General features: G+C 70.3%; 12 protein-coding genes. 6 read left to right on the top strand and 6 right to left on the bottom strand.

Translation table 11 applies throughout. The annotated features are described in order from the left end of the window. Positions 1–7: 7 nt before the first annotated feature. Genes DVK44_RS09630 through DVK44_RS09655 form a run of 6 tightly spaced genes read right to left on the bottom strand, consistent with a single transcriptional unit; the run spans position 8 to position 13,808 of the window. A complete protein-coding gene (locus DVK44_RS09630) occupies positions 8–1,084 on the bottom strand; it encodes a Gfo/Idh/MocA family oxidoreductase (protein ID WP_114659281.1) in 1,077 nt (358 codons plus the stop codon). After that, positions 1,081–5,373: a non-ribosomal peptide synthetase gene (locus DVK44_RS09635; RefSeq protein ID WP_228447064.1), complete on the bottom strand. Its 4,293-nt coding sequence runs from the start codon at positions 5,371–5,373 to the stop codon at positions 1,081–1,083. Before DVK44_RS09635 ends, DVK44_RS09630 begins: the two co-directional genes overlap by 4 nt. Beyond that, a complete protein-coding gene (locus DVK44_RS09640) occupies positions 5,370–9,836 on the bottom strand; it encodes a non-ribosomal peptide synthetase (protein WP_114659283.1) in 4,467 nt (1,488 codons plus the stop codon). The genes DVK44_RS09635 and DVK44_RS09640 overlap by 4 nt, the downstream gene beginning before the upstream one ends. 12 nt (positions 9,837–9,848) lie before the next feature. Next, the gene (locus DVK44_RS09645) at positions 9,849–11,459 is read right to left on the bottom strand and encodes a tryptophan halogenase family protein (RefSeq protein ID WP_114659284.1); all 1,611 of its coding nucleotides are present in this window, start codon (positions 11,457–11,459) and stop codon (positions 9,849–9,851) included. Continuing rightward, positions 11,440–12,198, bottom strand: coding sequence for a tryptophan 2,3-dioxygenase family protein (locus DVK44_RS09650; protein WP_114659285.1), 759 nt, complete (start codon positions 12,196–12,198; stop codon positions 11,440–11,442). The genes DVK44_RS09645 and DVK44_RS09650 overlap by 20 nt, the downstream gene beginning before the upstream one ends. Continuing rightward, complete coding sequence (locus DVK44_RS09655) at positions 12,195–13,808, bottom strand: (2,3-dihydroxybenzoyl)adenylate synthase (RefSeq protein ID WP_114659286.1); 1,614 nt, start codon at positions 13,806–13,808, stop codon at positions 12,195–12,197. Before DVK44_RS09655 ends, DVK44_RS09650 begins: the two co-directional genes overlap by 4 nt. 119 nt (positions 13,809–13,927) lie before the next feature. On the opposite strand from DVK44_RS09655, the gene DVK44_RS09660 reads away from it, so the two are divergent. The 6 genes from DVK44_RS09660 to DVK44_RS09685 all read left to right on the top strand — a co-directional run bounded on the left by DVK44_RS09660 (position 13,928) and on the right by DVK44_RS09685 (position 18,987). Further along, positions 13,928–14,695, top strand: a complete 768-nt coding sequence (locus DVK44_RS09660) for a thioesterase II family protein (RefSeq protein ID WP_162793733.1) — start codon at positions 13,928–13,930, stop codon at positions 14,693–14,695. Beyond that, positions 14,692–15,438 (top strand): SDR family NAD(P)-dependent oxidoreductase, encoded by a 747-nt coding sequence (locus DVK44_RS09665; RefSeq protein WP_114659287.1) that lies wholly within the window; start codon positions 14,692–14,694, stop codon positions 15,436–15,438. Before DVK44_RS09660 ends, DVK44_RS09665 begins: the two co-directional genes overlap by 4 nt. A gap of 41 nt (positions 15,439–15,479) precedes the next feature. Continuing rightward, positions 15,480–16,733: a pyridoxal phosphate-dependent aminotransferase gene (locus tag DVK44_RS09670; protein WP_114659288.1), complete on the top strand. Its 1,254-nt coding sequence runs from the start codon at positions 15,480–15,482 to the stop codon at positions 16,731–16,733. A gap of 72 nt (positions 16,734–16,805) precedes the next feature. Beyond that, complete coding sequence (locus DVK44_RS09675; protein WP_228447065.1) at positions 16,806–17,288, top strand: flavin reductase family protein; 483 nt, start codon at positions 16,806–16,808, stop codon at positions 17,286–17,288. Beyond that, on the top strand, positions 17,285–17,779 hold the full coding sequence (locus tag DVK44_RS09680; RefSeq protein ID WP_114659290.1) for a winged helix-turn-helix transcriptional regulator: 495 nt from the start codon (positions 17,285–17,287) through the stop codon (positions 17,777–17,779). Before DVK44_RS09675 ends, DVK44_RS09680 begins: the two co-directional genes overlap by 4 nt. Further along, positions 17,776–18,987 (top strand): cytochrome P450, encoded by a 1,212-nt coding sequence (locus DVK44_RS09685; RefSeq protein ID WP_114659291.1) that lies wholly within the window; start codon positions 17,776–17,778, stop codon positions 18,985–18,987. The genes DVK44_RS09680 and DVK44_RS09685 overlap by 4 nt, the downstream gene beginning before the upstream one ends. The last annotated feature ends 1 nt before the right edge of the window (position 18,988 follow it).

An 18,988-nucleotide genomic window follows, 5' to 3' on the forward strand; every position in this document is an offset into this window, starting at 1 on the left:
GCGTTCATCACCCTCCATTCGTACGCGTACAAATATTACTGTACTTCGCCGCACGCTCCGAGGGCCAGAGATCAGCGACCGTCAGCGTCTCCCCGGGGTCCGGTTCGGCGGCCGCGGGATAACCCAGGGCCTCGGTCAGCTCCTTCCAGGCACCGGCGACGGCCAGATGGCGCTGCTGGCCGCGCAGCGGATCCGCGCCCGCCTCTATCCGCGCGCGCAGCTCATCCATGACGGTCAGCACCCCCTCCCCCCACACCTCATCGACGGCGACCGCCCAGGCGGGCGTCTCGGCCGCACCCACGTAGGCGCCGGTCGGCCCGAGAGCGTCCGGGCCCGGCAGGCGCAGCACCGGGCTCCAGATCACCGGACCATGGGTGTTGACCAGCATCAGGTTGCCCGCGTCGGTGCCGATGGTGATCCGGTGCAGGAACAGGCTGGTGCTGTCGTCGCCCGCCTGCATCCGGTTCTCCACCCGCAGCGTCAGCGGAACACCCGCGACCCGCGCGTCCACACCGGCCAGTGGGCGACCGGCATGGCCGGCGACCGGGGCGATCGACCATGGGCGCAGCCCGTCGAAGATCTCAGCGAGGATGTCAAGCAGATCGAAGGAGACCTGCACCGCGCACATGGCGTCGACGAACACCGGCTTGCGCAGCCGGACCAGCTCGCGGGCGGCCGAGGTGAACCGCCGCACCGGTTCGAGATGCGGGTAGAAGGTGTTCAGCAGGTACTGGGTCCCGGTCCTGCGCGCCACCCGCAGGCAATCGGCCAGCTCGTCGGGGTGCACCGGATGCTCCTGAAGCACATGGATTCCGCGTTCGAGCAGGGCCTTGGCCAGTTCGGCGCCCCGCCCGCCGCCGACCGCGGTCGACACCACGACACACGCCGCGTCGATGTCGTCGGGCAGCTGCTCGACGGAGTCGTACAGCGGGACGCCGTACGCGTGGGCGAGCGCCACGGAGCGGGCGCTGCCCCGTGCCAGGATGCCGGCGAGCAGGAAGCCCTCGGGCGCGCAGGCGAGAGCCTCGGCGTATATCCGGCCGAAGCGTGTGCCGCAGACGACCACGCGCATCGGGCGGGTCATCGGCGCTCCGCCGGCCGCGCGGTGAGAACGTCCGTCAGGCGCGTCACGTGGGGTGGTTGGAGGCAGCTGAAGTGATCGCCCGGAACGTCGGCCACCGTCATCTCCCCCAGACACACCCCGCGCCAGAAATCGCTTGTGTCGTCCCGCGTGCCGGGGATGATGTGCGCGGGCTCCACGGGGCGCAGAAAGGTGATGTCCCCCGCGTACGGGAGCGGCTCGTAGCGCGTCACCGCCTCAAGGATCCGCGCGAAGACGGCATGTCTCGCGGCCACCTGGACGGGGTCGCCGAGCGCGCGGTGCAGTTCCTCCCGCCGTTCCGCGGCGTCCCGCTGCCCAAGGGCGTGGAACCGCGCGGGGACCGGTTCGAGCGGCTCGTCGCCCGCCAGCCTCCCGGTGGCGCCCTCGGCCGGGACGGCCGGCGCCTCGGCGGGCCGGTCGAAGGCCGCCGGGTCGGCGCCCATCGTCCGGGCGAAGGCGTAGTCGACCGTGAGGTCGTCGTGCGGCAGGCAGGGAACCCGGTAGCTGGAGACCAGGGTCAGCCGCCGCACCGTCACATCCGCTTCACCCAGGGCGCGGCCCAGCTCCAGGGCGATCGGGCCGCCGAGGCAGTAGCCGATGATCTCGACGCTGTCGTGCCCGGCGGCCCGTACCTCACGGGCGTATCCGAGGGCCAGTTCCTCGATGAGGTCCGGGGCGGCGGGGCCGAGGTAACGTTCGCTGCCGGACGCGGCGAGCCCCAGCAGGGTGGTGTCGGCACCGAGTTCGCCGATCAGCGCCTGGTACGGCCCGAGGGTGCCCGATCCGTCGTGCACCAGCAGCCGCACCGGACCCGCCCCGGACCCGGCCAGCGGAATCAGCGACGATGTCCGGGCCGTCGCGGCCGGCTCCGTGGCCCGTGCCGCCGCGGCACCGGATCGCAGCCACTGTGCCAGGCCGGCGACCGAAGGGGTGTCCAGCAGAGCCCGCAGCAGCATGTCGAAGGTGACGTCCGCGGCCTCGGGAACGAGTTCGCGCACCCGCCCGACGAGCCGCGCCGCCAGCAGCGAGTCACCGCCGGTGTCGAAGAATCCCGCTTCGCGGCTCGGCGGTTCGGAACCGAGGACCGCGCCCCACAGTTCGGCAATCCGCCGCTCCAGGCCCGGACGCGGTGGCTCGGAAGACTCGTTCCGCGGTGCGGCGGAAGGCGCCGACGCGAGCAGCTTCGCGCGGTCGACCTTGCCGTTCGGGGTCAGCGGCAGCGTGCCGACGAGCCGCACCTGCGCGGGAACCATGTGCGACGGCAGCCGATCGGCCACCCATCCGACGAGTTCCGCGGGCTCGACGGATCCGGACCGCTGCCGTGGCATCACAAAGGCGACCAGGGCCCGTTCGAACGCGCTGCTGCCTGCCGCCAGGACTACGGACGTGTCCACCATCGGGTGCTCACCGAGCACCGCCTCGATCTCGCCGAGTTCGATCCGATGTCCGCGGATCTTGACCTGCTGGTCCGCGCGGCCGAGGAACTCGATCTCGCCGGACGGCAGGTAGCGGCCCAGATCACCGGTGCGGTAGAGCCGCTCTCTCGTCTCCGGGTGGTGGATGAATCGCTCCGCGGTCCGCTCGGGGTCGTTGAGATAGCCGGTCGCCAGGCCGGTGCCCGCGATGTACAGCTCGCCGACGACCAGATCGGGCCGGTCGCGCAGCGCGGTATCGAGCACGTGGAAACGCTGGTTCGCCAGGGGGATCCCGTACGGAATGCTGCGCCAGTGCGCTTCGACGGTCTTGACTGGATGGTGGATCGACCAGATCGCCGCCTCCGTCGCCCCGCCCAGGCTGACCAGCTCGGCGTCGGGCAGGTGCCGTCCGGCGTGGCCGGGCAGGGTCAGCGGAATCCAGTCGCCCGACAGCAGCGCCAGCCGCAGCTTCCCGAGGCCGGCGGATTCGGCGGATTCGGCGTCAAGATAGTGCAGCAGCATCTGCAACTGCGCGGGAACCGAGTTCCACAGCGTCACCCCGTGCGCCGCCAGCGTCTCGGCCCAGTGCGAGGGATCACCGCGGCGTGCGGGGTCCGGCAGCACCAGGGCGGCACCGGCGGCCGGCGGGCCGAACAGGTCGTAGACGGACAGGTCGAAGCTCAACGCCGCCAGCCCCAGAACGCGATCGGAGCCGCTGACGCCAAAGCGCTGATTGATGTCGAGCACCGTGTTGAGGGCGGCGCGGTGGCTGATCATCACCCCCTTGGGCACTCCGGTCGAACCCGAGGTGTGCATGACGTAGGCCAGCTCCCCGGGGGCCGTCCGGGGGCCCCGGGGGATCTCGGACACCGGGATCGGCCGCACCCCGGCCACGGCCACCGCCCTTACGCCCTGCGGGAGTTCGGCGGTCGCGGCGTCGGCGACGACCGCGAACCCGGTGCGGCTGTCGGTGAGAATGCGGTCGCGTCGGATCCGGGGCTGGCCGGAGTCGACCGGAACGTACACGCCACCCACGAGCAGCACACCGAGTACGGCGACGGCCTGAGCCCGGCACTTGTCGATCAGCACACCGACGAAGTCACCGGGGCCGCATCCAGCGGCCCGGAGCCGCTCGGCCACCGCGGCGGCGCCGCCCAGCCACTGCCCGTACGTCAGCGACCCGGCGGTGTCGATCACCGCGACCCGGTCGGGGAATTCCCGCGCGTAGGCGACGAGCGGCTCGTGCAGCAGGCCCGCCGGCGCCGGCGCCGCCGTCGCGTTCACCGCGGCGCGGAGGGTGCGCTGCCGTTCGGGCAACGGCTGCGGATCCACCGCGGTCCAGGTCTCGGCGCGCTCGGCCAGCCGGTGCAGCAACGCCTCGAACGTGGCGAACATGTCGTCCACCATGCCGTCGGGGAAGATCCCCTCCCGCACGTCCCAGTTCATGTCCAGGCCGCCGGACTGGTCGCCCACCTGGCAGTCGATCCACACCTGTGGCGTCTGGCTGATTCCGTACGACGGCCGCGGCTTCCTGCCCGCCACCGACACCGCGTCGCCACCGACACCGACACCGACACCGATGCTGCCGGTGAACACCACCGGCAGCATCGCCTCCTCTCGGCCACGGCGGCGGGCGATCTCACGCAGCACTTCGACCCCGCTGTACAGCCGGTGATCGAGGTCGTCGAAGACCCGCTCGCCCAGAAGTCGGGCGCGTTCGGCAAAGCTCGTCCTGCCTTCCCGGTCGACAGCGAGAAGGCTCAGCGAAGTGAAGTCGCCGAGCAGCCGGTCCACGTGCGGGTGCAACGGCATGCGCTGGAGCACGGGCAACCCGACACAGAATCGTTCGGCGCCGCTCCAGCGGCCGATCGTCTCCACGTACGCCGCGAGCACCGCGTTGGCCGGCGTGATCCCCTGCTCGGCGGAGCGGGCCTTCAACGACCGCCACACGCGGTTGTCCAGTGTCGTCGCCAGGCGGCGGAACCGCGGTGGCGCCGTGGCCGGATCGTGGTCCTCGCGCAGCGGCAGCACCGGCGGCCCGGGCAGCTCGTCGACACGGTTCCACCAGTACGCGCGGTCGCGCGCGTACTGGCCGGTGTCACGCAGCCGGCGCTCGGCGAGAACGTAGTCCCGGTAGGTGGCGTCGATCTCGGGCAGTTCACACTCCGGCTGCTGGTAACGGCGGTCCAGCTCGGTCAGCACGTGCTGCATGCTGAGCCAGTCCAGCGCCATGAAATCCACCGACAGGTGGAGGACGCTGCGATCGGCGACCAGGGTCAGGCGCAGCTCGTACATGGGGCGTTCACCCGTGGGGTGCACCTTGTGCGACAGCTCGTCGCGCACCCCGCTGATCGCTCTTTCGGCCTCGTCACCGGTCGCTCCACGAAGGTCGGCGACCGCGATACGGGTGTCCCCCAGTTCGGGCAGGACACGTTGCGTACCGTCCTCGCGGACAACCATCCGCAGGACGTCGTGTCGCCGGACCAGACCGTCCCACGCCTTTTGCAGCCGGTCCGCGTCCAGGCCTGCCGGATAGTCCAGTTCCTGATAGATGTGGCAGGAGACGCCGCCGTAGCCGAAGGCGGGATTGCGGCCGAAAAGGTAGGCGGACTGGATATCGGTCAGCGGGAAGGGCTGCTCCCGCTCGTCGGGCCGGGCCAGCCACACCGGATCGTCCTGGGAGCCGGCTCCGGTGTCCGCCATGACGGTCAGCAGTTCCGCTTTGTGGCGGCGCAGCTCCGCCAGACGCCGGTCGTTCATGACGCCCCGGGGAGCGCGGAATCGCAGTTGCCCGCCCTCACGCCACAGGCGGATCCCGGCGCCGGAAAACTCCTCAAGCAGGTCGTTGGCGTTCACACCGCACCCTCTTCGCATCCGTCAGCGGCACGGAGCCGGTCGATCAGCACGCTCAGCCCCGCGACGGTCGGTGTGCGGATGACGTCGCGCATGGGCAGTTCGACACCCCAGGCGCCGCGCACCTCGGCGACGAAGCGCGTCGCGATCAGGCTGTCGCCGCCGAGCCTGAAGAAGTTCTCGTCCCGGCCCACCGACTCCAGCCCGACCAGCTTCGTCCACCGGTCGGCGACGAATGTCTCGGTGGCGCCGCGCGGCGGATCGCCCACGTCACGCGGCCGGTCGACGCACTGTTCGAGGATGGTCCGCACCTGCGGGCGGTCGATCTTTCCGTTGGCGCTGAGCGGCAACGCGGGCAGCACGGCGAAGTGGGCCGGGACCATGTGTTCCGGCAGCCGGTCGGCCGCCCAGTGGCGCAGCCCGGCCGCGTCGAACCCGCGGGCCGTACCGGGCCGGTCCGCGGAGAGCAGGATCTCGCCGCCTGTCCCGGTGCGCAGGACCCGGACATCGGACAGGCCCGCCTCGGCGCAGGCTCGCTGCCACCGATCGGAGCCGTACAGCCAGGCGGTTTCGGGACGGCCCGCCGCGAACCTCCCCGCACGCGCTTCCAACGGCAACGCGGTCACCAGCCCGAGCGGCGTCGGATGCGCGCGTTCGAGCAAATAAAGGCGTCCGCCCGGCGCGAGCAGCAGGGCCAGCGTGGCCACGGCGACTTCCGGGTCCGGCATGCGGTGCAGGACGTTGTTCGCGACGACGGCGTCGTAGGCGTGGAGGTGCCGCACGTCCACGGCGTCAGCGCTCTGCCATGCGGTCCGGGTGCGGTGCCCCCGCTCTTCCAGCAGCGTCCGGGTCCTGGCCAGCGAGGACTTCGAGGAGCCGAGCAGGGTGTATTCGACCGCGTCGGGCCCGAGTTCGGCGAGCAGTCGCGCGGCACCACGGCCACCGGCCACGTCCCACTCCGCGACACGCGCCCGCGCGCCACCGTCGCTTCGTGCCCGCAGGTCCCGCGCGACGTCCCGGAGACAAGCGGCCGTCGCCGGCATCAGATCGCCGAGTGCCTCCGGAGCCAGTACCGGATCGTCCAGCAGAGCGGTGGCGTCGGCGTCGCCGGACATGATGCCCGACATGAGCGGCCCGGCCCATTCCAGCGCGGCGGCCACGGGCTCGAAGCACGTCCCGCCGGCGGCCTCGCGAGCCTGCTCGATCCACGCCGGACCCGTGACCTCGTCCCATCGGGCGCCGTACGAGTACGTCCCGCCGCCGCGGACGAGCACGCGGCGTTCCCCGAGGTACTCGAGCCAGATGTCCACCACCGGACGCTGTTCGTCGCAGACCGGCGGGCGGACGCCGTCGGTCCCGATCAGCGGTGCGACGACTTCGGCCAGCAGTACCTCCACCAACTGGTGTTCCCGCAGATGCGGATCGGGCACGCGCGAGGCTTCGGGCGGCAGGAACGCGTTCCTCGTACGGTCCGTGTCCTCCCGGGCCCGGTCCGGCGCCGACGAGCGTTCGACCACGGCGGCGACCAGTTCCCGGCGCCCTTCGGTGACCGGAACGGCCACGGCCTGAGCCACCTCGGGATGCCCCTGCAAGCAGGCTTCGACCTCCCCCAGCTCGACCCGGAAGCCGTTGATCTTCACCTGATGGTCGAGCCGCCCGAGGAACTCCAGATTGCCGTCGGGCCGGTAGCGGCCGAGGTCGCCGGTGCGGTACCAGCGCTCGCCCTTGTGCTCGGGGAAGCGTGTCGCGGTCAGCTCAGGATCGCCCAGGTAGCCGAGGGCGACACCGGTGCCGCCGATCCATAGCTCGCCGGGCACCCAGTCCGGGCAGTCCCTGCCCCGTCCGTCCACCACCCGGAACTTCTGATTCCGCAACGGCTTCCCGTACGGAATCGATCGCCAGCCGGCCGGAACCTCGGTGACCTCATACGCGTTCGACCAGATCGCGGCCTCGGTGGCGCCGCCGAGTGAGATGAACCGGCACCGGCCGTCCGTCGCCCAGGCCAGTCGTTCGGGCAGGTCAAGCCCGATCCAGTCGCCGGACAGCAGGGCCAGGCGCAGCGTGTCGGCCAGCGGAGACCCGTCCGCCGCGGTCAGCAGCATCTCAAGCAGGGCCGGGACGGTGTTCCAGACGGTCACCGCGTGCCGTCCGCACAGCGTCAGCCACTCGGCGGCGTCGCGCCGCCCGGACTCCGGCACCAGGACAGCGGCGCCGCCCACCGCGAGGAATCCGAAGATGTCCCACACCGAGAGATCGAAATCCAGCGCGGAGACCGCCAGCACCCGATCGCCCGCCCCGATCCCGAACCGCTCATTGAGGTCTTCGACGGTGTTGACCGCGGCGCGATGGCTGACCTCGACCCCCTTGGGCAGGCCCGTGGAGCCCGAGGTGAAGATCACGTACGCGGTGTCCGAGGGTTCGGCCGGCACCGGTGCGCTCAGCGGCCGCGCGCGCATCGCCGCGTCGATCGAGAGCACCTCGCCGTCCGCGTCGGCCGGTTCGAGGAGCCCACTGCCGTCGAGAACGACCTCGGCTCCGCACAGCTCCAGGATGCGGGCGCGCCGCTCCGCCGGCTGCTCGACACCGATCGGCACATACGCCGCGCCCGCGGCCAGGACCCCGAGCACCGCCGCGATCTGCCGCGTCCCCTTGGGCGCGACCACCGCCACGTACGATCCGCGGCCGACTCCGCGCCGCACCAGGGCACCCGCGATGCTGAGCGCGCGCCGAGCGACCTCGTCGTGCGCCATCGATGCGCCGTCGCCCCACAGCAGGGCGGGCTGCCCGGCGCGCTCGGCGGCCCGCTCGAAGAACACCGTGTGCAGAAGGTTCCCGGTGACCGTACGTACCTGCGAGTTGACCGCCGTCCGTGTCATCCGCTGCGCGGCCGGCAACGGCATCTCCGGCAGCGCGGCCTGCCACTCGCCGTGGAGCAGATCGCGGACCAGTGCCTCGTAGGCCGACATCATCGTGTCGAGGACGCCGTCCGGGAACAGCTCCTCGACGGCGTCCCAGACCATCCGCACGCTGCCGTCCCGGGTGCGGTAGACCTGATGGTCGAGCCAGACCTGCGGCGTCTGGGAGATCATCCAGCTCACGTCACCGAAGCGCTCCGCGAACTCGTCCGGGATCAGCGGCGCCGACAGATCGAGGGAGAACACGACGGGCGCGCTGCGGAGCGAGTCCAGGTCGTCGCGGGCGAGGTCGCGCAGGACGTCGACGCCGCTGTAGGCCGCGTGCCCGATGTCCTCGTGCACCTGCTTCTGAACGGCACGGGCGCACTCCTCGAAGCCGGATCCGGAGAGGTTCACCTCAAGCAGCACCAGCCCCGTGAAGTCGCCCACGACGCGCTCGATCTCGGGGTGCGCGCCGAGGTCACGGTCGAACAGCGGCAGGCCGAGCAGGAAGCGCTCGTCGCCGGACCAGCGGCTCAGGATCATGGCGTACGCGGTGGCCAGGACCACCGCCGGTGTCAGGCCCGCGCTGTTCCCCCGCCGCTCCAGGGTGAGCCACTCGTCCGCCGTGAGATCGAAGTACCGGCGGACGAAGCGCGGGGCGGCGACAGCCAGGGGGTCGATCGCCAACGGCAGCTTCGGCCCGCCCGGCAGCGACGGAACCCGCCGCTGCCAGTACGGGCGTGCCCGCTCGCTCTCCGCACGGCGGCCGGCGGCCCGGTCGGCGAGATACCGGCCGAATGTGTAGTCAATCCCGTCGAGGCTCACCGGGTCGTCGTACAGGGCGGCCAGCTCGACGAGCAGCAGCCGGAAACTGGCCAGATCGGCGACGAGGAGGTCGGTGTTGAAGTGGAGCCGGTCGACCCCACCGGGCAGCCGTGTCAGCTGGACGTCGATGACTTCTCCGCGGCCGACGTCCAGCACCCGGTGTGACAGCCGGTCGCGGAGGTCCAGTGCCGCGGCCTCCGCCTCGGCAGCCGTGTGGGCGCGGAAGTCGTTGACGGTCAGACCGGGCCACGGCGACTCCGGCAGGACATGGTGGGTCGCGTCGTCGGTGAAGCGCGCCCGGAGCATCGGATGCCGTGCGAGCAGTGCCCGTACGGCCCGGTCGAGGCGTTCGGGCCCGATCGGCCGGACCACATCGAATTCCATGTAGTTGTGGCAGCCGACGCCGCCGAGGGGCTGGCCCTCGGCACGGCCGATCAGATACGCCTGCTGCACCGCGGTCAGCGAGTAGCCCCGGTCCGTCTCGTCCTGATGCTCCTCGACGGCTTCCGGCTCCGGTTCCCCGCCCTTGAGGGGCAGCACCCTCTCGTACCAGGCCGACAGCCGCGGTTCGTCGGCCAACCGCGCGAACGAGGCGTCGAGGCCAGCCCGGTTGAGCCGGCTCACCAGCCGCATCAGGTCCATGGACTGCAAGCCCAGCTCAAAGAGGTCGCAGTCGTCGTCCGCCGCGGTCAGTTCCATACCGAGCACGCCGGACACCACTTCACGCAGAGCTTCCCGGTCCATGTCGACACTCCTTCAGACCGCGCCGGCGCGCATGTTCGCGAAGTACTGGTTCTGGGTGGGGAGTTCCTGGACGAGCTTCTCCGCCTTCAGCCGGATGCGTTCGAACTCGGCCAGCGCCGCCCGGTCGTCGGCCAGGTCGAGTGCGGGCGAGTGACGGACCTCGATACCGCCGGCACCCAGCAGGATGCAGTTGTACGAGTACGGCGGAAGCCCGTGGTAGTACGGGAATACGGTCTGCGCGTCCGGCACCTTGTGCTTCCAGATCTCGATGCGCTCGGCCAGCGAATCCGGGATCCTGCGCGTCTTCGTGTCCTTCCAGTACTGGTTGTCGGCGCGCTTGGCACCCACGTAATGCAGCACCAGGAACTCGCGAACGCCGTCCATGACGTGCTCGATCGATTCGTTGTACAGATTCCGCAGGTGATGGTCGTCGCGGCCGGACGGGAAGTACTTGACGATCTGCTCGATGGCGTGGTGGATGAAGAAGATCCCGGTCGATTCAAGCGGCTCCACGAAGCCGCTCGACAGCCCGACGGCCACGCAGTTCTTCACCCAGGAACGGCGGCTGCGGCCGATGCGCATCTTGATGTGGTTCGCCTCGACGTCCGCTGCCGCGGGGCCTATGAACGCACGCAGCGTGCGCTCCGCCTCCTCGGGTGTGGTGTAGTCACTGGCGTAGACGTAGCCCGAGCCGATGCGGCTGACCAGCGGGATCGTCCAGATCCACCCCGCCTCCCGAGCCGTCGCGGTGGTGCAGGGCCGCATCGGCTCGCGGTCCATGTCCAGCGGCACCTGGAGTGCGACCGCCCTGTCGTTGGGCAACGTGTCCTGGTACGACTCGAAGGGCTCGCCGAGCGCCTTGTTCAACAGCAGCGCGCGGAAACCCGTACAGTCCACGAACAGATCGCCATCGAGCCGTCCGTGCCCGGCCGTCCGCACATGCGAGATGAACCCGTCCTCGTCGAGCGCGACATCCGTGACATCGTCGGAGATGTGCCGGACGCCGCGCTGGGTGGAGTATTTCGTCAGGTACTTCGCCAGCAGGGCTGCTTCGAAATGGTAGGCGTACGGGAACTGCGTCCCCTGATACTCCACGATCGTCGACCGGGCCGAGGTCTCATCACGCTCCTGCTCGGCGAATCCCTGGTCGATCAGCTTTCCGTCGAGGTAGCGTGGCGAGCGCCCGGCGTCGCACAGCGACGCCAGCACAAAGCAGTCCTTGTCGAACCGGCTCGTGGTCGGGCTGCGCAGCCACCAGTCGCTGAGCGGGAACCCGTCGACCGAGCCGAGCTGCTCGAACGGGTGGTAGAAGTGATGCCCCGGTTCCCGCCAGTCCTCGAACCGCACGGCCAGTTTGTAGGTGGCGTTGCAGGCCGGCATCCAGTCCGACTCGGCCAGCTGGAGGAATTCGAAGAAGTGCCTGATGTCGCTGAATGTCGCCTCACCGACACCGACGGTGCCGATCCGGGCCGATTCCACGACGGTCACGTCGATCCGGTCGCCGAACGCGGCCACCAGGTAGGACGCCGTCATCCATCCCGCCGTACCGCCGCCGACGATCACCACGCGCTTCTTCCGGCCCGGGTCGTTCGCCTGCCGATTGTCAGTACCGCTCGCAGACATCACTGTGCACTCCTTCATCAACGCGGTGACGAGATTCGGGGGACGCCGGCTCTTCGGCCGCCATGAGTTCCGGAAAAAGGGTGCGCGCCGCCGCGCGCCGCAGATACGCGGCACCGGACGAGCCCGCCGTGCCCGACCCGCCGCCGAGGAACGACTCCGCCACCGCGGCGTGCCGCCCCCGGCAGAAACGCATCGAGGCGTCGAAGGCGGCCATCGCGTCGCGGATCCGCTCGACGTCCGCACCGGCACGGTGCCGGTACGCGCCGAACGCGGCGTCCAGCGACTGCTCGTCGAGGCGCCCGAGCAAACGGGCCCGATCACGGTCGGTCAGCCCGGGAATGTTCAGCAGCCGGTGGTCCCTGGCCCCGCAGAGGAACTCGATCTCGCGGAACTGGACGGACTGGAAACCGCTCGATGTCCCGAGCGTCAGCCGGATGGCGTTGAACTCATCCGGAGTCAGCGCGCGAAATGCCTCGAAGTGCTGGGTGATCACCGTCATGATCAGGGGCAGCCGCTCCAGATGTTCGCAGGCCGCGGCGGCTTCCCCCTCGGTCAGCGCCTGACATGCGGACTCCAGGTGGCGCAGGACGACGGCGAACCAGATCTCGCATGCCTGGTGGGCCCCGAAGAACAGGGCACGTTCCGGAGTGTCGCGCACGCAGGCGATCTCAAGAAGCTCGTCCAGCCTGAGCCTTTCGCCGTACGCCGGACAGTGATCGGTGTCTGCCTGATCGTTCACCGCGGCTGCCCCTCACGCAGAAGCCTCTTGTCGATCTTTCCGACGGGAGTGCGGGGGAAATCGGACACGACGACCAGGTCGTCCGGCAGCTTGTACAGGGCCAGCCCGCGGTGGCGGATGTGCTCCCTGATCGCGCGCAACGAGAGCGGTGCCGCCGCGCCGTCCGCGCCCGCGGCGAGGACGACGAACACGCGGATGCGCTCGTCGCGCTCCTCGTCGGGGATGCCGACGACCGCGGCGTCCCGGACCAGTGGATGGGTCAGTACGTGGCCCTCCACCTCCTCGGCCGAAACCTTCTCGCCGAGACGGTGGATGATGTCCTTCAGCCGGCCCTCGATGACGATGTTCCCGTCCGCCGTCATGCGGGCCAGATCGCCGGTGCGGTAGAACCCGTCAGCGGTGAACGCCCGGCGATTGGCCTCGGGCGCGGCGAAGTAGCCCCGGATCGTGTACGGGCCGCGGGTGAGCAGCTCGCCGGTCGCGCCAGGGGCGACAGCGTTGTCGGCGGCGTCGACGATCCTGATCTCGTCGTCGGGTGACAGCGGCTTGCCCTCGGTGCCGAAGACGACCTCCCGCGGATCGTCGAGCCGCGTGTGGGTGATCAGTCCCTCACCCGTACCGAACACATTCATGATCCGGCACCCGAGGTTCTTGCTGACCCGTTCCGCCGCGGTCGGCCCGAACTTCGAACTGCCCACCTGAATGGTCATGCCGGTCATGTCGACCGGGTTGGCGAGCGCCTCTTCCGCCCACAGCAGCGCCATCGCGGGTACCAGCGAGGTGAGCGTGACGCCCTCCTTCCCGATGAGCGGGAACACCAGGCCGGGGCTGGGGTTGGCGGCCAGGACGGCCTTTCCGCCGACGAGCAGCGCGCCCAGCACGCCGGGGCAGCCGAGCGCGGCGTTGTGCGGCACGGGATTCGCGGCGAGATACACACCGTTCTCGTCGAACCCGGTCGCCCTGGCACACGCGAGCATGTTGTAGGCGTAGTCGTCGTGGGTCCGGGGAATCAGCTTCGGCGCCCCGGTGGTCCCGCCCGACAGCAGCAGCAGCGCCACCTCGGACGCGTCGGCCATCGGCAGGTCCCGCGGTTCGGATCCGGCCAGCTCGGACAGCGGTGTGTGCTCCTCCGCCTCGCCGGCTATCACGATGTGCCGCAGCCCCGGTGCGTCGGCGCGAACCTCGCGGGCCAGCTTCCGGTGGTCGAAACCCTGCAAACGGTCCGGGCCGACGTAGGCCACCGCGTCCGAGGCGCGTACCAGGTGGCGGATCTCGTCCCGGCGATGTCCGGGCAGTGCCATCACGGGGATGGCCCCGATACGGAACAGCGCGATCATGGTGGTCAGGAACTCGATGACGTTCGGCAGGTGCAGCACGACCCGGTCCTGCCCGCGGACGCCGAGTTCCAGCAGGCCGGACGCGATACGGTCGGCCTCGTCGAGCAGCTCCCCGTAGGTGACCCGGCGCCTCATGTCCACCGCGGCGGTCCTGTCCGGGTGGCGCTCCGCACGGTCGGCCACCCGTTGCGGGAGGGAGACCCCCGTCCAGTGGCCGGCTCGCCGGTATCTCTCCGCGAAGTCGGGTGGCCACGGCACGAACCCGTCCTGCATGCGTCCTCCTTGGTTGCGGCGCCTTCAGAGTCGGGCAGGGGCCCTCACGCCGCATCAATCCCCAACAGAGCTATGAAAGTTTTGGCCAGGGAGGCCATCGGCCTGGTGAACCTCGTGTCGTGAACCGAGTGCGAACTCAAGGGCGAAACTGGGTACGGGTCATCAGCGGCGAGGAGCGGCCGGCGGCGCGGCTGGTCTGCTTCCCTCATTCCGGTGGTACCGCGGCGGCCTACCGTGACTGGTCATCGGCGATGCCGGCGGGCACCCAGCTGCTGGCCGTGCAGTATCCGGGCCTGGCGGACCGGATCCGCGAGGCACCCGCGGGCCTCATCACCGAGATCGCGTCGTGCGTGGGCGCGGAGCTGTCACTGCTGGACCCGGCCCGCTGCGTCCTGTTCGGACACAGCCTGGGCGCGCTGGCCGCGTACGAGACCGCGAGAGTACTGCAGGCAGTCGGACGCCCCGCGCACGGGCTGGTCGTCTCGGGGTCGCTCGCACCAGGGCAGGCTCATGGCGGCGCGATGCACCGGGCCGGTGACGCGGAGCTGTGGTCCATCCTGCGGGATTTCGGCGGAATCGACCCGTCGATCGCCGACGACCAGGAGCTGCGGGATCTGCTGCTCCCGCCCCTTCGCGCGTACATCGAACTCACCGAGACCTACCGGCCCGCGGCGGGCCCGGAGCCGCTGCACTGCCAGGTCCGTTGCCACTACAACACCGGGGATCCGCTCATGGACCCCGCGCGGGTCGAGCCCTGGGCGGCGGTCACCACCGGCCGGACCGGCGTAAGGGTCCGGCCGGGCGGACACTTCGGGTCGCTCTCCGAACCCTCGGAACTGATCGCCGACATCTCCGAAGTTCTCCTGGAAGGACCAGCCCTGCCATGACCCTTGCCGGTAAGTCCGTCATCGTCACCGGCGCCGCCACAGGCATCGGCCGGGGAATCACGGAATGCTTGCTGAAGGCGGGGGCCGGCATCACGGTGGCCGGCCGCCGGGAGAAGCCGCTGCTGGAGCTGGCGGAGCGGTACGGGGACGCGGTGTCCGTCGTGGCACAGGATGTCGCCGCGCCCGGGGCCGCCGAACGGATCGTCGCGGCGGCGGCCGACAGGTTCGGCGGAGTCGACGCCGTGGTCAACAATGCGGGCCTGGCCCGGTTCGGCGACCTGGACACGATCGACCCCGCGCAGTTCGACGCAATGTTCGCCGTCAACGTCCGTGCGCCCGCCGAGCTGATCCGGTGCGCCCTGCCGTATCTCCGTGCCGGCCGGGGCAGCGTCGTCAACATCTCGTCGGCCGGCGGCGTCCTGTCCATGCCCGGGCGGGCTTTCTACGGTGCGACCAAGGCGGCCGTCAACAGCCTCACCCGCTCCCTGGCGGTGGAACTCGCGCCGGACGTACGGGTGAACGCCCTCCTGCCCGGACCGGTGCTGACGCCGATGTGGGACGAGACCGGCCTGGACACGGAGGGCGCCGAGCGGCTGCGCGCGGGCCTGCTCAAGTCGACCCCGATGGGGCGGTTCGGAGAAGACGGGGAGATCGGCCGGTGGGTCTGCCTGCTGCTCGACTCGGAGGTATCGGGCTGGGTCACCGGCGCTCTGATGTCCGTCGACGGCGGGCGCACGGCATGACCGGCCTGTCGGCCGAAAACACTCTCGCAGAACAAAGGGGTATGAGCGTGAGTCCAGAGAACATGTCCGTCGCAGGCTCCATTCCCTCGTCGTGCCTGGTCAGCATCTTCTGGGCAGCGGAGAAGCTGGAGAGGGAGACCGGCATCGACGTGGTGAAGCTGCACGTCGGCGACCCGTATTTCCATCCGTCGGACGATGTCGCCCAGGCGTTCGTGGACGCCGTGCGGCGCGGCGACACCAAGTACACCGGTGTTGAGGGCCTGACCGCTCTGCGGGAGGCGGCGGCCGAGAAGCTGCGCACGGACAACGGATTGGACAGCGATGTCAACAGGCTTCTGATCTCGCCCGGTTCGGCCCAGGGCCTGACCGGCCTCCTGCATTCGCTCGCCGAACCCGGCGCCGAGATCCTGCTGCCGGAACTGCACTGGCCGGTCCACCTCCAGCAGAGCCTGCTCGCGGGTTTCCGGCCGGTCCTGTACCCGCTGGGTCCCGGCTTCCGGCCCGATCCCGACAGGATCGCGGCCGCCGCGACGCCCCGCACCCGAGTCCTTCTGATCAACTCTCCGGCCAACCCGACCGGCGTCGTCCTCGACGGCGACGAGATCCGCACCCTGCTGGACCTGGCCCGGAGAAACCGCTGGCAGGTCATCAGCGACGAGGCATACGAGCACTTCTGCTACGAGGGGGAGCACATATCGGCCGCCTCCTTCGAGCGCGACGTCCCGGCAGCCGAGCGCATCGTGCACAGCGTCTTCACCTTCTCCAAAGGCTTCGCGATGACCGGCTACCGGCTGGGCTACGTGGCACCGGCCACCGATCGCGCCGCCGACGTCATGAAGGTCGTCCAGGAGGCCGGCATCATCGGTACGTCGACCCCGGTGCAGCACGCGGGCATCGCCGCGCTGAAGGGCCGGGCGGACTCGACGGCGTCCCACCGCAAGCTGGTGCAGCGCAACCGGGACGCGGCACTGCCGCCGCTGATCAAGGCCGGGCTGCTGCACGCGCTGCCGGCCGGCGGCTGGTACGCGATGCTCGACGTGACCAGGTCCGGCTTGGACGCCGAGTCGTTCGCGATGCGGCTGCTCGAACGCAAGGGCGTCGCGGTGGTGGCGGGCAACGGGTTCGCCATGCGTCCCGGTGTCGACGACAGGGGTCGTATCCGTTCCCACGACTACGCGCCCTGGGCACGGCACTTGGTGCGGATCGCGTTCTGTGTCGATCCGGCGGCACTCGAAACCGGTGTGCGGCGGATCGTGGAGTTCGTCGAGGAATGCGTCGCCGAGGCGAGGGGGTGACCGGGCATGGCGGATTCCCCAGCCGGTACGGCGACACGGGCGATGGCAGACCCGGCTGCCTTCCGTTCCCTCATGACGGCGCACCCGGCCGGCGTCACGATCGTGACCACCGTGGGACCCGATGCCACACCGTGGGGCATGACCTGCTCCTCGTTGTGCGGTGTCTCGGTCGAACCGCCCACCCTGCTCGTCTGCCTGCGCGCGGAGAGCCCGACGCTGGCGGCGCTGCTGGGAATGTCGGCGTTCGCCGTCAACCTCCTGCACGACCGGGCCGAACCGATGGCGCGGCTGTTCTCCTCCGGGGCGCCGGACCGGTTCGAGAAGGTCGAGTGGGTTCGGAACCCGGAGTCCGGTGTCCCGCACCTGGTCGAGGACGCCCACACGATCGCGGACTGCGAGGTCAGTGAGACGCTGCCGGTCGGGGACCATGTCGTCGTCTTCGGGCAGGTGGTCCAGGTGGCGACCCACGTGACCCGGTCGGCGAATCCGCTGTTGTACGGAATGCGGCGGTACTGGTCGCTGCCGGCTCCGGCGGACGAAGGGAGCGGGCGGTGACCCAGGCGCGCATCCACGACTGCCCGCTGGCACGCACGGCCGGGGTGATCGACCAGTGGTGGACGTTGGAGATCCTGCACGAGGTCCTCGACGGCCACACCCGGTTCGCGTCGATCCGCCGGCACCTCGGGACTCCCGCCGATGTCCTGACGGAGCGGATCGCCGTGCTGACGGCAAGAGGTCTTCTCGAGACCGACGACACAGCCGGGCCCGGTGACCCGGCGTACCGGCCCACCGGTCTGGGCCGCTCGCTGCGCCCGCTCCTCCTGGTCATGGCGGCCTTCGGAAACCACCGGCTGGCTCCGGAGGACCGCAGCGTCATCGTGGTCGACGAGGAGACGGGCGTGGCGGTGGAACCGGTTGTGGTCGACCGGCTGACCGGCCGCCGGCTCGACACCACCGGCTACGTCTTCGCCCGTGGCCCGAGGGCCGGCGAACAAGTCATGGCCCGCTATCCGGAAGTCCCCGCGAGAAGGAACCGTCCGACATGAGCCAGACCGATCTCAGCGCGCGTTCCCTGGACCTCACCGATCCGGCCACGTTCGTGGAGAACGACGTTCACGAGTTCTGGCGTGGAGTGCGCGCGCGCAATCCCGTCTACTGGCACGAGCCCACGGACCGCAACCCGGGATTCTGGGTGGTGTCCCGGTACGCCGACGTGCAACCGCTGTACACCGATGCGGCCCTGATCTCCGCTCGGGGAAACGTCCTCGACGTCGTCCTGCGCGGTGACGACTCGGCCGGCGGGAGCATGGTGGCGGTCACCGACGCTCCGCGCCACCGGCCCTTGCGCAATCTCATGTTCAGCGCGTTCACCCCGCGGGTTCTCGGAAAGGTCGTCGAGGAGGTCGGGCGGCGCACCACCGCGCTCGTGTCCGCGGCCGTCGGACGGGATTCGTTCGACTTCGCCGCCGAGATCGCGGACCGGATCCCGATGAACACGATCTGCGATCTGCTGTCCGTTCCCGCGGGAGACCGCGGCGACCTGCTGCGGTGGAACAAGATGGCGCTCTCGTCGGTCCACGCCGAGCACGATGAGCTGGACGCGCTCGGCGCCCGCAACGAGATCGTGCTCTACTTCATGGATCTGGCGCAGGAGCGCCGCGACCGTCCCGGCGACGATGTCATCAGCCTGCTCGCCGCCGCCGAGGTCGAGGGCCGCCCGCTCACTGTCGAGGAGCTGGCGGTCAACTGCTACAGCCTGGTTCTCGGCGGCGACGAGACATCCCGGGTCTCGGCGATCTGCGGGGTGCTCGCCCTGATCGACCATCCCGGTCAGTGGCAGGCCCTGCGAACGGGCGAGGTCTCCGTCGAGTCGGCCGTGGAGGAGGTCCTTCGCTGGTCGACGCCCTCCTTCCACCTGGCCCGCACCGCCGTCCGGGACATGGAGATCAACGGCAACCAGGTACGCGCCGGAGACATCGTCACGCTGTGGACCGTCTCCGCCAACAACGACGAGGAGGTCTTCGACGAGCCGCGCCGGTTCACGCTGTCCCGCTCGCCCAACAAGCACCTCTCGTTCGGCCACGGCCCGCACTACTGCCTGGGCGCGTTCCTTGCCCGTGCGGAGCTGAGGACGCTGCTCGGCGCCCTGGTGGCTCAGGTCGGCCGGATGGAGCTGCGCGGCACGCCCCGGCCGATCTATTCGAACTTCCTGAACGGCTACGACGTCCTGCCGGTCCGCTTCGAAGGCCGCTGAC

It is taken from the genome of Streptomyces paludis, from assembly GCF_003344965.1.
Lineage (GTDB): Bacteria > Actinomycetota > Actinomycetes > Streptomycetales > Streptomycetaceae > Streptomyces > Streptomyces paludis.

Coding starts and splice junctions, on each gene's coding strand:
- DVK44_RS09630 (WP_114659281.1), bottom strand. CDS start 1,084: ATGACCCGCCCGATGCGCGTGGTCGTCTGCGGCACACGCTTCGGCCGG.
- DVK44_RS09640 (WP_114659283.1), bottom strand. CDS start 9,836: ATGGACCGGGAAGCTCTGCGTGAAGTGGTGTCCGGCGTGCTCGGTATG.
- DVK44_RS09645 (WP_114659284.1), bottom strand. CDS start 11,459: ATGTCTGCGAGCGGTACTGACAATCGGCAGGCGAACGACCCGGGCCGG.
- DVK44_RS09655 (WP_114659286.1), bottom strand. CDS start 13,808: ATGCAGGACGGGTTCGTGCCGTGGCCACCCGACTTCGCGGAGAGATAC.
- DVK44_RS09665 (WP_114659287.1), top strand. CDS start 14,692: ATGACCCTTGCCGGTAAGTCCGTCATCGTCACCGGCGCCGCCACAGGC.
- DVK44_RS09670 (WP_114659288.1), top strand. CDS start 15,480: ATGAGCGTGAGTCCAGAGAACATGTCCGTCGCAGGCTCCATTCCCTCG.
- DVK44_RS09675 (WP_228447065.1), top strand. CDS start 16,806: ATGACGGCGCACCCGGCCGGCGTCACGATCGTGACCACCGTGGGACCC.
- DVK44_RS09685 (WP_114659291.1), top strand. CDS start 17,776: ATGAGCCAGACCGATCTCAGCGCGCGTTCCCTGGACCTCACCGATCCG.